The following is a 13,243-nucleotide window of genomic DNA, read 5'->3' as shown; positions in this document are numbered from 1 at the left end:
CTCGGCGCCACGGCCGCGCTGCTGGCCGCCGTCGCCATGGCGGCCTCCCTGACCGCCGGGTGCACCGGCGGCGACGGCCCCGCAGACGACGGCCGGGGGCGCGGCCGGGAGCCGGGCGCCACGGACTCCCCCGAGAGCAGAACCGACCGGGGCTCCGTGCTCGCCGTGAAGATCGACAACGCTCGCCGGGCCCGCCCGCACACGGGGCTGAACGCGGCGGACGTGGTCTACGTGGAGCAGGTCGAGGGCGGCATGAGCCGGCTGATGGCGGTGTACGCCACCCGGTTCCCGCACGCCGTGGGCCCGGTGCGCAGCGCCCGGGAGACCGACCTGGAGCTGCTGCGCCAGTTCGACCGGCCGACGCTCGCGTTCTCCGGCGCGCAGCGCAAGCTGCTGCCGCTGATCGAGCAGGCGCCGCTGCGCGCCGAGCCGCCCGGCCTGACACCGGGCGCCTACTACCGGGGCACCGGCCGCCCCGCCCCGCACAACCTGTATCTGCGCCCCGGCGCCCTGCTGCCCGAACCGCCCGGCCCGGACGCGCTGACCACCGGCTTCCACTACGGCGCCGCGCCCTCCGGCGGCACGGAGGTGGCCGCGCGGACGGTGTCGTACCCGGCGGCGCGGTTCACCTTCACCTGGTCGCAGCGGCGGGACGGCTGGCTGGTGTCGATGGACGGCACGGCCGCCACCACCACCGACGCGGGGCCGGTCGCGCCCGCGACGGTCGTCGTGCAGTACGTGAACCTGCGCGCGTCGGACTACTACGACTCCCTCGGCAACAACACGCCGTTCACCGAGACGGTGGGTTCGGGCCGGGCGGAGGTGCTGCGCGACGGCAAGGTCCACGAGGTGCGGTGGAAGCGGGGGGCGGCGTCGGAGGGGACGCTGTTCACGACGAACGACGGCGCTCCGGTGAACTTCGCCGAGGGGCAGGTCTGGGTGGTGTTCGCGAAGGCCTGAACCGGGCGGTCTGCCTTACTGTGAGCCGAGCTGACCGGCCCGGTGCCGCTCACCGCGCCCCGAGCGCCGGCTCAGTCACCGTGAACGGAGCCGGCCGGGCGCCCGGCGCCGCTCACCGCCCGCCCGCCGGCGTTTCCCCCGCATTGCGCAGCCCCTCCGCCGCGTCCGACACCCGCTGGACGAGACCCAGGAACCGGGTGCGCTCCTCGTCGGTGAGGGGGGCGAGGAACACCTGGTTCATGCGGGCCGCGCGCACCGCGAGCTTGCGCTGGGTGCGCTCGCCCTCCTCGGTGAGCCGCAGCAGGTAGCGGCGGCCGTCGTGCGGATCGCGGACCTTGCCGAGCGGTCCGCGGGTGACGAGCCGGCCGATCACCTCGGCGATGGTGGACCGGTCGAGCCCCACCCGTTCCCCCACCGTGCGCTGGTCCAGTCCCGGCTCGGCGACGAGGGTGTTCAGGACGGCGAACTGCGGTGAGGTGATCTCCTCGGAGACCATCGTGTTCCACAGCAGGTGGTGGGCCTGCTGGAGGCGCCGGGCCCACGCCGTGCCGACGACGTTCGGGCTGAAGGCGGCCGGGTGGCGGTCGCTGGTGCTGGACGCGCGGGACCGGGTGAGCGCCGTACGGGACTCGCTGCCCGCCCAACTCGACGGCGCGGCTGGCACGTTGGCGGCTTTCGGGGCGTACGGCGCGAGCGATCCGGTGGCGCTGCCGGCGCGGTACGCCCGCGAACTCGGCCTGCGGGCACCCGCTCTGCCCTGGCACACCCTGCGCACGCCCGTCGCCGACCTCGCCGGATGTCTCGCCTTCACGGCGGGCGCGCTCGGCAAGCTCGCCGTGGACGTCCTCACCCTCTCCCGCACCGAGATCGCCGAGGTCGCGGAGGGCAGCGGCGGCGGTTCGTCCGCCATGCCGCACAAGTCCAACCCCGTACGGTCCGCCCTGCTGGCCGCCGCCGCGCGGCGGGCGCCCCAGCTCGCGGCCACGCTGTACGGGTCGCTGGCCGCGGAGGACGAACGGCCGGCCGGGGCCTGGCACGCGGAGTGGGAACCCCTCAGGGACCTGCTGCGGCTGGTCGGCGGGGCGGCCCGGGACGCCGCCGAACTGGCCGACGGACTGCGGGTGCGCCCCGGCGCGATGCGCGCGCACCTGGACCTGACCGGCGGGCTGATCGTCTCCGAGCGGCTGTCCGCCGAACTGGCCCCCGTGCTGGGCCGGGCCCGCGCCAAGGAACTGCTCACCCGGCTGGCGTCCGAGGGCCGCCCGCTCGCCGGGGCGCCGGAGCTGGCGGACGCCGACCTCGACCCGGCCCACTACACCGGCTCCGCCGGAGCCCTCACCGACCGTGCCCTGGAGCGAGAGTGACCGACACGCTGCTCAACCACCGTGCCGAGGGCGCCCCGTCCGCTCCCCCGCTGCTGCTCGGACCGTCGCTGGGCACGTCGTACGCCCTGTGGGACCAGGTCGCCCCCGAACTGTCCGCCGCCCACCGGGTGATCCGCTGGGACCTCCCCGGCCACGGCGGCTCCCCCGCCGGTCTCGTCCGCGCCGGGGCGACCGTCGGGGACCTCGCGGGGCTGGTCCTGGCACTCGCCGACGCGCTGGGCGTGCAGCGGTTCGCGTACGCGGGCGTGTCACTGGGCGGCGCGGTGGGACTGCACCTGGCGGTACACCACCCCGAGCGGATCTCGTCCCTGGCCGTGTACTGCTCCTCGGCGCACTTCGGCGGGGCGAAACCCTGGCAGGAGCGGGCCGCGGTGGTCCGCCGCGAGGGGCTGGCCGAACTGGCGGAGAGCGCGAACGCCCGCTGGTTCACGCCCGGTTTCACGGTCCCGGACCTGGTGCGCGACCACCGCGAGGCCGATCCGGAGGCGTACGCCGCCTGCTGCGACGCGCTCGCCGCGTTCGACCTGCGGTACCGGCTCGCCGCCATCCGCGTGCCGACGCTGCTGATCGCCGGCCGGGACGACCCGGCGACCCCGCCCGCCCACCTGCGGGAGATCGCCGACGCCGTACCGGGCGCCACGCCGGTGGAGATCCCCGGCGCCTCGCACCTGGCCCCCGCCGAACGCCCCGGCGCCGTCCTCGCGGCACTGCGCTCGCACTTCGGCGGGCGCGCCCGGCGCGGCATGGACGTACGCCGTGAGGTGCTGGGCGACGCCCACGTGGACCGCGCCCAGGCCCGGCAGACGCCGTTCACCGCCCGGTTCCAGGACTTCGTCTCCCGCTACGCCTGGGGCGAGATCTGGACCGACTCCACCCTCACCCGCCGCGAACGCAGCATGATCACCCTCACGGCGCTGGTCGCCCACGGCCACGACGACGAACTGGCCATGCACATCCGCGCGGCCCGCCGCAACGGACTGACCGCCGAGGAGATCGGCGCGGTACTCCTCCAGACGGCGGTCTACTGCGGCGTCCCGGCGGCGAACTCGGCGTTCGCGACGGCGCGGCGGGTGCTGGCGGAGGAGGACGGCCCCGAGGAGTGACCAACCGCCCCGCCCGGTCCCGCTCGCCCGGGCACCCCGGCTTGCCGGCGTCTGTTCCCGGGGCGGGTGTACGCCGCCGTCGGCGCCGTCACCGTGTCAGCGCCGCCAGCGCCTCCTCCGCCTGGCGCACCAGCCCGTCCGCGCCGCAGGAGCGGGCCAGGGCCAGGCCGCGGTTCAGCTCCTGGGCCGAGCGGGCGGCGAGGCCGTGTTCGATGCGGGCGGCGGCGTGCTCGTACTGGCAGGGGGAGGCTTCGAGGTAGGTGACGGCCTGGGCGGTGAGGCGGACCTGGCGCTGGCCGGTCTCCAGGGCGGCGGCGCAGCGCAGGGCCTCACCGATGGCGGTGTCGGTGCCGAAGCGCTCGGCCTGGCGGCGGGCGTCGGCGGCGAGCCGGGCCGCGCGGGCGGGGTCCTGGACGGCGAGGGCGCGGGCGAGGTCGACGGTCCAGGGCGCGAGGACCGGGTTGTGTCCGCCGCGCGCGGCGGCGGCCTTCTCGGCGGCCTCCAGCTCGTTGATCCCCTCGTCCGTGCGGCCCACGGCGAGCAGCAGCCGGCCGCGTACGGAGCGGGTGTCGGGCAGGACGATGGTCGACGGGTAGGGCGGGGCGAAGCCGTACTGTTCGGCGACCGTCCAGGCCTCCTCGATCCGGCCGCGGGCGAGCAGCGTGTCGACCAGTCCGCAGGTCGCCGACCAGTACAGGGGCAGGCCGCGGCCGACGCGTTCGGCGATTCGCAGCGACTCGCGCAGCACCTTCTCGGCGTCCTTGAGGCGGCCCTGGCGGCGGAAGGCGAGGCCGAGGAACGCGTGGGCGAGGGCGAGGTGGCCGCCGCTCCAGCCGGCCGAGGTGTAGGTGCGCAGGGCCTCGGAGAACAGGTTCTCGGCGCGGTCGAGGCGGTCGGTGCAGGCGTAGGAGCTGCCGAGCATCATCAGCAGTTCGACGCCCCACTCGGTGTCGGTCCAGCCGAGTCCGGGCGCGAGGCGGCCGTTGACGAGGGCGCGGTCGCAGACCTCGACGACCTCCTCGGCGTTCTCGCCGTGCGTCATGGCGTCGAAGCCGCGCAGGATGAGCAGGGCCCGCTCGGAGTTGTCGCGGCCGGCGCAGGCGCGGGCGAGCTCGGCGAGCCGCTCGGAGCGGCCGGGGGTGGCGGCCTCGCCGGCGTAGATGCCCTCCCACATGTACTGCACGGCCCGCAGCCGCATCCGCGCGGGTCCCTCCTCGTGCCGGGCGGCCTCCGCCTCGACGGTGCGCACGGCCTGTTCGAGCTGGTCGTTGTGGAGGAGGGCCTGGGAGAGGCGGAACACCGCGTCGACGCGTTCGGCGCCGTCGAGGCCGGGCAGGGCGAGCGCGGTCCGGAGGTGGTCGACGGTCTTGGCGGGCGCCGTGAGCAGGGTGGCGCAGCCCAGTTCGTAGTGGACGTGGGCCTGCACCTCGGGCCGGGGCGGCTCCTGGAGGGCGCGTTCCAGGCACTGGCGGGCCGCGTCGGGCGCGCCGACGGCGAGGTGTTCGCGGGCGGCCTCGCGCAGCTGGTCGACGAGTTCGGCGTCGTCGTCGGGGTGGACCTGGAGCAGGTGCCGGGAGGCGGCCGCCGCGCCGAGGCCGAGGTCGGTGACGATCCGGGCGGCGATGCCGTGCATGGCGCGGCGCAGCGCGTCGGGGATGGAGTGGTAGACGGCGGTGGCGATCAGCGGGTGGACGAACTCCAGGTCGCCGTCGGCCGCCGGCGCGCCGGCCGGGTCGGGCGCGGTGAGGATGCGGGCGCTGGTGAGCAGCCCCGCGCAGCGCTCGGCCTGCTCGACGCTCATGGTGGTGAGCTTGGCGACCAGGTCGACGGTGATGCCGGTGCCGAGGATGGCGGCGGCCCAGGCGAACCGGGTGGCGTCGATGCCCAGTTCCTCGAGGCGGGCGACGAGGCCGCCGCCGCGGGCCGAGCGGTTGAGGGCGCGCAGTTCCCCGGCGGAGGCCTCGGTCGGCTCCAGTTCGCTGTCGAGCACCTTGGCGAGGAGTTCGACGGTGTCGTACGGGTTGCCGCCGGTGACCGCCCAGACCTCGCGGCAGAACGGGCCGTCGGCGTGCGCGCCGACGGTGGCGCGGGTCAGTCCGGCCACGGCTTCCGGGGTGAGGGCGCTGAGCGTGGTGACGGAGCCGGCGGCCAGGTCGGCGATCGCGTCGAGGTGGCGGGCGCGGGCGCCGGTGGCCTCGCCGGGGCGGCGGGCCACCACGAGCAGTACGGGCGTGTCGTGCAGTCGTTCGGCGAACGCGGTGAGCCAGCGCAGGGTCTCCTGGTCGGCCCAGTGGGCGTCGTCGATCAGCAGCACCAGCGGCCAGTCCCGGCGGGCGAGCCGGCGCACGACGGCGACCAGGCCGTCGCACACGCCCTGCGGGTCGGGCTGGCGCTCCCCCGGGTCCGCGATGCCGAGGGCGGGTCCGGCGACGTCGTACCAGTCGCCGAGGTAGTCGCGCGCCTCCTCGGGCAGCATCGTGACCAGCGCGGGCTGCAGCAGCTGCCGTATCACGTTGTACGGCACGGACCTCAGGGTCTCGCCGCCGCGCGCCGACCACACCGTGCAGCCGCGTTCCTCCGCGATGCGGCGGGTCTCCGCGAGCAGCGCGGTCTTGCCGAGGCCGGCCTCGCCGCGGAAGACCAGCAGGCCGCCGGCGGACGAGCGGTCCTCGCGCAGGGCGTCGACGGCGCGCCGGATGGCGTCGATCTCCCGGTCGCGCTCCCACAGGGAAGCCGAGGCGGCCGCCGCCGGCCGTACCTCCGTCATCCCGCTACCTCCCCTAGTCGCCCGAACGACGTACAGGGTGAGCGTAGCCCTACCGGCCGGTTCGTGGTGGAGGGTCGTCCGACCTCTTGCCGTCCCGGGTCACAGCATGTATTGGGGGCGACGCGGCGGACGGTGTCGGCCGGTCCGGTGAAAGTGATTGACAGTCAGATGCCGTTCTGCCAACGCTGGTTGGCATGGCTCAGGCACCGACGCGGTCCCGCCGGGCACTGGTCGCGGGCTCGGTGGGCAACTTCATCGAGTGGTACGAGTTCGGTGTCTACGGCTACTTCGCCACGGTCATCGCGGCGCGCTTCTTCACGCCCGAGGGCGGCGGCGAGATCGAGGCCCTGGTGCGGACGTACGCCTCGTTCGCGCTGGCGTTCTTCTTCCGGCCGGTCGGCGCGGCCCTGTTCGGGCGGCTGGGCGACCGGATCGGCCGGCGTCCGGTGCTGATCCTGGTCGTCACGCTGATGACGGCCGCGACGACACTGATCGGGGCGCTGCCGACGTACGACACGGCCGGGGCGCTCGCGCCCTGGCTGCTGACGTTCCTGAGGGTCGTTCAGGGGCTGAGCGCGGGCGGCGAGTTCGGCGGGGCGGTGGCGGTGCTGACGGAGTCCGCGCCGCCGGGCCGGCGCGGACTGTACGGGGCGTGGCAGTCGTTCACGGTGGCACTCGGCCTGCTCGCCGGGGCGGGCGTGGCCGCGCTGCTCGCCACCGTGCTGAGCGAGGGGCAGGTGAGCGCCTGGGGGTGGCGGCTGCCGTTCCTGCTGGCGCTGCCGATGGGGCTGGGCGCGCTGTGGCTGCGGCTGCGGCTGGACGAGACGCCGGTCTTCCGCGCGGCGGGCGCGGGAGCGGTGGTCCGGCCGCCCGGCCGGGAGGTGGTGCGGGCCGTCGCGCTCGGCGCGGGACGGATCATGGGCTGGGCGGCGGCCGGATACACCTTCCTCGTCGTCCTGCCCTCCTATCTCCAGAGCACCCTCGACGCGAGTTTCCAGCAGGCGCTCGTGGCCACGGTCCTGGCCAACCTGGGCTTCGCGGCGGCGATCCTCCCGGCGGGCGCGCTCAGCGACCGGATCGGCCGGCGGGCGGTGATGCTGACCGGCGCGCTGCTCGTGGTCGTGCTCGCGGTGCCGCTGCTGAACCTGCTCCAGGATCCGGGCGCGTCGCGGGTGGCGCAGGGTCTGGCGGTGTGCGCGGCGGGCGCGGTGGTGGGGCTGATGGCGGGTCCGGGTCCGGCGCTGCTCGCCGAGATGTTCCCGACGACCGTGCGCTACACCGGTCTGGGACTCGCCTACGCCCTGTCCAACGCGGTCTTCTCCGGCTGCGCCGGCCTCGTCATCACGGAGACCGTGGAACGCACCGGCAACGTGGACGTGCCCGCCTACTACGCGGCGGCTACCTGCGCGGTCAGCGCGCTCGCCCTGGCGACGGCGAGGGCACCGGCGCGGACTCCGGCGGCGGAAGAGGCGCGGTGACCGGATGCGGTGACGGACGGGTGACCGGACAGGGACCAGAGGCGGGTGACCGGATGCGGGTGATCGGATGCGGGTGACCGGATGCGGGTGACCGGATGCGGGTGACCGGATGCGGGTGATCGGGCTGATGTCGGGCACGTCGTACGACGCGATCGACGCGGCGGCGGCCGACGTGCGCCTCGTCGGGGACTGCCTGGTGCTGAGGCCGCTCGGCCTGGTGAGCGAGCGGTACGACGCCGAGCTGCGGGCGGCACTCGCGGTGGCGCTGCCGCCGGGGACCTGCTCGCTCGCGCAGGTGTGCCGGCTGGACACCCGGATCGGGCAGGCCTTCGCGGCGGCGGCCGTCCGAGCCGACCGTGAACTGTGCCGCGGGCAAGCGGAGTTGGTGGCCTCGCACGGGCAGACCGTGTACCACTGGGCCGAGGCGGGGCGGGTGTACGGCACGCTCCAGCTGGGGCAGCCCGCGTGGATCGCGGAGGCCACCGGGCTGCCGGTGGTCGCCGACTTCCGGCCCCGCGACATCGCCGCGGGTGGGCAGGGCGCGCCGCTGGTCAGCCTCGTCGACCTGCTGTGGCTGCGCGGCCGGCCGGGCATCCCGGTCGCCCTGAACATCGGCGGCATCGCGAACCTCACCGCGCCCGACGGCACGGCCTTCGACACCGGGCCGGGGTGCGCGCTGCTCGACGCGGCGGCCCGGGAGTGCGGCGGCGGGCTGTCCTACGACGCGGAAGGCGCCCTCGCGGCGCGCGGCACCGTCCGGCCGGAGCTGCTGGAACGGCTGCTGGCGGAGCCGTACTACGCGCTGCCGCCGCCGAAGACGACGGGCAAGGAGCTGTTCCACGCCGGTCATCTGCGCCGGGCGCTGTCCGGTCTCGGCGCGCTGCCCGCCGAGGACGTCCTCGCCACGCTGACCCGGCTGACCGCCGAGACGGTCGCCGACGCGGTGCTGCGGGTCGGCGGCACGGAGGTGATCGCCTCCGGCGGCGGCACCCGCAACCCTGTGCTGATGCGGATGCTGCGCGAGCGGCTGGCCGGGGTCGCGGTGCGCGCCTCGGACGAACTGGGCCTGCCCGCGGACGCGAAGGAGGCGTACGCCTTCGCCGTCCTCGGCTTCCTGACCGCGCACGGCCTGCCGGGCACCGTCCCGGCGAGCACCGGCGCCCGGCATCCGAGCGTCCTGGGGTCGGTGACGCCGGGCCGGTCCGGACTGCGGCTGCCGCCGGCGACGCGGCGTGCGCCGGAGCGGCTGGTGGTGGAGGCGTCCGGGGCGGAGTGAGCGGTACGTGAGGGTGTGTCCGTTATAGGTGGCCGAAGGTCCTGATCCCTCTCATCCGGCTTTCACCGTCGCCTCATACGGTGGGGTCATGACGCAGGTGACTCCTCCCGGGTGGTATCCCGACCCCGGGCAGACAAGTGACGGTCCCGCCACCGAGCGCTGGTGGGACGGCAAGGCGTGGACGGACCGGATACGTCCCGCGGGGTCGGCCGCCGCCTGGGGTCCACCGGCGGCGGACCGACAGACCCAGCCGGAGCAGGCGCCCCGGACCGGCGACACGGGTCAGGGGGCTGACGTTCGCGGGGCCGAGGCGGGGCAGTCCACCGGCGCGGCGCAGCTCGCTGGCGAGGCGCAGCACACTGGCGCGGCGCGGCTCGCTGACGCCGGGGAGCCCGCTGACGCGGTGCGGTCCGGTGGCGGGGAGCAGGCCGCCGGGGCGGCGGACGCCGGAGGCGCGGGACGGGGTGAGGGCGCCGTGCAGCCCGGCTCCGCGCCGGAGGCCGAGGGTGCGGGGCGGGCCGCCGAGGCGGGACAGGCCCAAGGCGCCGAGCACGTCGCCGCCGCCGGGCAGGCCGCCGAGGCGGGACGGACCGGCGACGCCGCACAGCCCGCGGATGCCGGCCGGCCCGAGGACGGCGGACAGCCGGCGGATGCCGGCCGGCCCGAGGACGCCGGACAGCCCGCTGACGCGGCGCAGCCCGGCGGTGCCGCACAGCCCGGCGCCGCGCAGCCCGGTCACCCGGCCCACCCCGCCTACCCGGCCCAGCCCGGCCGACCCGATGAGGCCCACCCGGCGTACCCCGGCCACACGGGCCCGCCCGGCCAACCGGCGTACCCCGCCTACCCGACCCAGCCCGGACATCCGACCCAGCCCGGACATCCGACACAGCCCGGCTACCCGGCCCAGTCCGGTTTCCCGGCGAGCCAGGCCTACCCGGCGGCTCCCGCCCATGCGGCCCAGCCGGGCCACGCGGCCCAGTCCGGCTACCCCACGCAACCCGGCTATCCGGCGCACCCCGGTTACCCGGCACACCCCGGCTATCCGGGGTACCCCGTGCAGCCGCCGCCCCGGTCGCGGCGGTGGCTGCGGACCGGTATCGCGGTCGCCGTGGCCGCCGCGGTGCTGGCGAGCATCGGCGTCGGGGTGTACGCGCTGACCAAGGACGACGACGGCGGCACGAGCCGGGCCGACTCCCAGCAGGGGCCGGGCTCGGGCGGGCAGGACGGCCCGTTCGGCGACGGCGGTGACGGCGGCGACGGCGACAGCGGCTCCGGCGGGCAGGACGGCGACAAGCCGGGCCCGGGGCAGTCGCAGGCGCCCGAGGTCGAGGGCGGCGGCACGGTGTCCGACCCGGTCAACGGCATCAGCTTCAAGGTGCCGGACGGCTGGAGCGGGCGGACGATGGCCGTGGGCGCGCAGCTGTCGTCGGAGGACACCTATCCCTGCCCCGGCGAGACGTCCCAGACCTGCACGAAGGGCGGCGCGTACTCGGCGCCCGCCGAGCTGCTGGAGACGAAGGGCAGCACCCCGGAGGCGGTCGCGAAGGCGGACATCGCGGAGAACGCCGAGGAGTCCTACGGCGGCTCCTCCTACGGCGAGATCAGCTCCCACCAAGTGCTCGCCTCCCAGGCGGTGACCGTGGCGGGGCAGAAGGGCTACCTGGTCCGCTGGAAGGCGGTCACCAGCAAGGGCGCCGACGGTCTCGTCCAGTCGATCGCCTTCCCCTCCCCGGCGGACACCGGCCGGATCGTCGTGGTGCGCGTGGGGGTGGACGCCGACCAGACGGTGTCCCTCATCGACGAGATCACGAAGAGCATCAAGGCCGCCCCCGGCGGCGGCTACGGGCAGGACGTCTGACCGCCCGGCACCGACGAGCCGGCCGGGTGGGGCGCCTCTCCGCTCCAGAGGAACCCCACCCGGCCGGGGGGTGCGCGCCGCCCCCGTCCCCACGGTGCGGCGCGGTCAGACCGGCCGTCCAGTCATCCCGCGGACGGCGCGGCCTGGGTCTTCAGGTGAGGCCCAGTGCCGGGAGCACGGCGGCCTCCACGAACCGGACCAGGTAGTCCGGATCGGCGTACTCGCCCTCCAGGACCGGCCTGACCCGCAGGACGCCGAAGAGCTGCGCGGGCACGAACGGCAGCGCCGGATGCCCGGCGGGCACCTCACCGCGCTCGACGCCCCGGCGCAGGATCTCCTCCAGCGCGGCCAGCTCCGGCTCCACCAGCGCCTCGCGCAGGGCGCACGCCAGTTCCTTGTCCTGGGTCACGGCGTGCCCGAGCGCCTGGTGCAGCTTGGTGTCCTTCGCCGACCACGCGGCGGCGCAGCGGGCGACCTCGCGCAGGTCCCCGGCGAGCGAGCCGGTGTCGATGCCGGCGAACCGCACCCGCCTGCTGGAGCGCAGGGCGGCGGCCACGAACTGCGGTTTCGTCTTCCACTGCCGGTACAGCGTGGACTTGCTGCACCGGGTGCTGGCGGCGACGCCCTCCATGGTCACGGCGTCGTAGCCGCACTCGCGGATCTGTTCCAGGACGGCGTCGAAGAACTCCTGCTCACGCTCGGGGGTGAGTTTGGAGCGGCGCGAGGCGACGACCGTCTCCGGTCGGTCCGCGGCCTGCGACGTCATCGGCGGTTCTCCCTGATTCGAGCGAGATTCCAGGACGCTCCCGTGGGATTGAGGTGCGATCCCGCGAAGTCCGGCCCTGTCGAGACCAGTGTACCGGTACCGGACCGTATCGGTACACTTGCGTATCGGTACGCGGACGTATCGATAAGATGGGCGACCGCGTGACCGGAACACCAGGTTCCGGACGTACCACCCACGCACCACCGTCAGCGAAAGGGCCGGGGGATGAATGCCCGCACCGAGCCTGAAGAGGCGGAGTCCGCAGCGATAGCCCGGCCGCCGCTCGTCCGTGAGTTCCTGCTCGTCGCGGGACTCTTCCTCGTCTACAAGCTGGGCCGCCGGCTGGCGACCGGCCACACCGGCGAGGCCCGCCGCAACGCGGACCGGGTGTGGGACTGGGAGCGAGCGGCCCACCTGCCCGGCGAGGACCTGGTGCAGTCGCTGCTGCTGCACGGCGACACCCTCGTGCGGGTCGCGAACACCTACTACGCGACCGTGCACTTCCCGGCCACGGCCGCCTTCCTCGTCTGGCTGTACCTGCGACGCCCCGGGCACTACGTCTGGGCCCGCCGGGTGCTGGCCGCGGTGACCGCCGCCGCCCTGGTGCTGCATCTCACGTTCCCGCTCGCCCCGCCCCGGATGCTCGCGGCGGCCGGGCTGGTGGACACCGGGCGGGTGTACGGGCCGTCGGTGTACGGTCCGCCCGCCACCGACACCCTCTCCAACCAGTTCGCGGCCATGCCGTCACTGCACTTCGGCTGGGCGCTGATGGTGGCGATCGGGCTGGTCGCCGCGACCCGGACCCGCCGGCGGTGGCTGTGGCTGCTGCACCCGCTGCTCACCCTGCTGGTGATCGTGGGCACCGCGAACCACTACTGGCTCGACGCCCTCGTGGCCGCCGCCCTGCTCGGCCTCGCCCTGGCCGTCCTGCGTCCGCCACGGCGCCGGACCGCACCGGACACGCCCGACGCGCCCACCGGGGACGCCGTACCGGACCGCGCCGACGTGAGCGGCCTGAGCGGCGGCGGTACGGCGGCCCCTCCCCCGCTCCCCGGTCAGAGGCTGCCCGCGCCCGCACCGGCGCCCGCACCTGCACCGGCGTCCGCATCCTCACCCGCCGCACAGCCCGCCCTCGTGGAGTCGGCCCGGTGAACGCCACCGCCCTCGCGCTCGTCCTCTCCCTGTTCTCCGCCGTCGCCTACGCGGCCGCCGCGGTCGCCCAGGAGCGGCTGGCCGCGCGCACCCCCGGCGCCGGGACCCTGCGGCTGCTCGGCAGCGCCGCGTGGTGGGTGGCGGTGGCGCTGAACGCCACCGGCGCGCTGCTGCACGTCGTCGCCCTGAAGTACGGGCCGCTGACCGTGGTGCAGCCGCTGGGAGCGCTCACCCTGGTCGCGGCGGTGCCGCTGGGCGCGCGCATCGCCGGACGGCGGGTCAGCGCGGCCGAGTGGCGGGGCACCGCGCTCACCCTGGCGGGGCTGGCCGCGCTGCTCGTCACGGCGTCCGGGCCCGCGCCCGACGACGTGCTCAGCGTGCCCGAGGCACTGGTCGTCGCGGGGGTCATCACCGAGGTCCGCCGCTTCCGCGCCGACCAGGGCCTCCAGCCCGGCCAGCGGGTCCCGGCCCGGCTCTCCCTCGACGGCACGGCCCTCG

The 13,243-nt window shown here is 75.7% G+C and carries 9 protein-coding genes and 3 pseudogenes; 9 read left to right on the top strand and 3 right to left on the bottom strand.

Annotated elements, in window-relative coordinates; all coding sequences use genetic code 11:
- On the top strand, positions 1-960 hold a 960-nt coding region (locus tag AB0K92_RS32825), incomplete at its 5' end, for a DUF3048 domain-containing protein (RefSeq protein ID WP_365928925.1).
- Between the two features lie 112 nt (positions 961-1,072).
- Here the strand turns inward: AB0K92_RS32825 and AB0K92_RS32820 are convergent.
- Positions 1,073-1,456: a MarR family transcriptional regulator gene (locus tag AB0K92_RS32820; RefSeq protein ID WP_365928924.1), complete on the bottom strand. Its 384-nt coding sequence runs from the start codon at positions 1,454-1,456 to the stop codon at positions 1,073-1,075.
- A 43-nt stretch (positions 1,457-1,499) separates the two neighbouring features.
- On the opposite strand from AB0K92_RS32820, the pseudogene AB0K92_RS32815 reads away from it, so the two are divergent.
- Together AB0K92_RS32815 and pcaD are read left to right on the top strand one after the other, a co-directional pair.
- Positions 1,500-2,324, top strand: a pseudogene (locus AB0K92_RS32815) (lyase family protein); the annotation flags it as partial.
- A complete protein-coding gene (pcaD, locus tag AB0K92_RS32810; protein WP_365928923.1) occupies positions 2,321-3,448 on the top strand; it encodes a 3-oxoadipate enol-lactonase in 1,128 nt (375 codons plus the stop codon). The pseudogene AB0K92_RS32815 and the gene pcaD, both read left to right, overlap by 4 nt.
- Before the next feature lie 88 nt (positions 3,449-3,536).
- Here pcaD and AB0K92_RS32805 read toward each other — a convergent pair whose 3' ends face one another.
- On the bottom strand, positions 3,537-6,215 hold the full coding sequence (locus tag AB0K92_RS32805) for an AAA family ATPase (protein WP_365928922.1): 2,679 nt from the start codon (positions 6,213-6,215) through the stop codon (positions 3,537-3,539).
- A gap of 194 nt (positions 6,216-6,409) precedes the next feature.
- On the opposite strand from AB0K92_RS32805, the gene AB0K92_RS32800 reads away from it, so the two are divergent.
- The 4 genes and pseudogenes from AB0K92_RS32800 to AB0K92_RS32785 all read left to right on the top strand — a co-directional run.
- Positions 6,410-7,693 (top strand): MFS transporter, encoded by a 1,284-nt coding sequence (locus tag AB0K92_RS32800; protein WP_365928921.1) that lies wholly within the window; start codon positions 6,410-6,412, stop codon positions 7,691-7,693.
- A gap of 109 nt (positions 7,694-7,802) precedes the next feature.
- A complete protein-coding gene (locus AB0K92_RS32795) occupies positions 7,803-8,969 on the top strand; it encodes an anhydro-N-acetylmuramic acid kinase (RefSeq protein ID WP_365928920.1) in 1,167 nt (388 codons plus the stop codon).
- An 88-nt stretch (positions 8,970-9,057) separates the two neighbouring features.
- A pseudogene (locus AB0K92_RS32790) lies at positions 9,058-9,201 on the top strand (DUF2510 domain-containing protein); the annotation flags it as partial.
- Positions 9,202-9,978: 777 nt separating this feature from the next.
- A pseudogene (locus AB0K92_RS32785) lies at positions 9,979-10,827 on the top strand (hypothetical protein); the annotation flags it as partial.
- A 151-nt stretch (positions 10,828-10,978) separates the two neighbouring features.
- Here AB0K92_RS32785 and AB0K92_RS32780 read toward each other — a convergent pair.
- Positions 10,979-11,593 carry a TetR/AcrR family transcriptional regulator gene (locus tag AB0K92_RS32780; RefSeq protein ID WP_365928919.1) on the bottom strand — a complete coding sequence of 205 codons (615 nt, stop codon included), beginning with the start codon at positions 11,591-11,593 and terminating at the stop codon, positions 10,979-10,981.
- A gap of 225 nt (positions 11,594-11,818) precedes the next feature.
- On the opposite strand from AB0K92_RS32780, the gene AB0K92_RS32775 reads away from it, so the two are divergent.
- Positions 11,819-12,745 (top strand): phosphatase PAP2 family protein, encoded by a 927-nt coding sequence (locus AB0K92_RS32775; RefSeq protein WP_365928918.1) that lies wholly within the window; start codon positions 11,819-11,821, stop codon positions 12,743-12,745.
- On the top strand, positions 12,742-13,243 hold a 502-nt coding region (locus tag AB0K92_RS32770; RefSeq protein ID WP_365928917.1), incomplete at its 3' end, for a DMT family transporter. The genes AB0K92_RS32775 and AB0K92_RS32770, both read left to right, overlap by 4 nt.

The organism is Streptomyces sp. NPDC052687, from assembly GCF_040678395.1.
In the GTDB taxonomy this organism is placed as follows: domain Bacteria; phylum Actinomycetota; class Actinomycetes; order Streptomycetales; family Streptomycetaceae; genus Streptomyces.
Note: the sequence above shows the minus strand (reverse complement) of the source record. Positions and strands in the feature narration are given on the sequence as shown.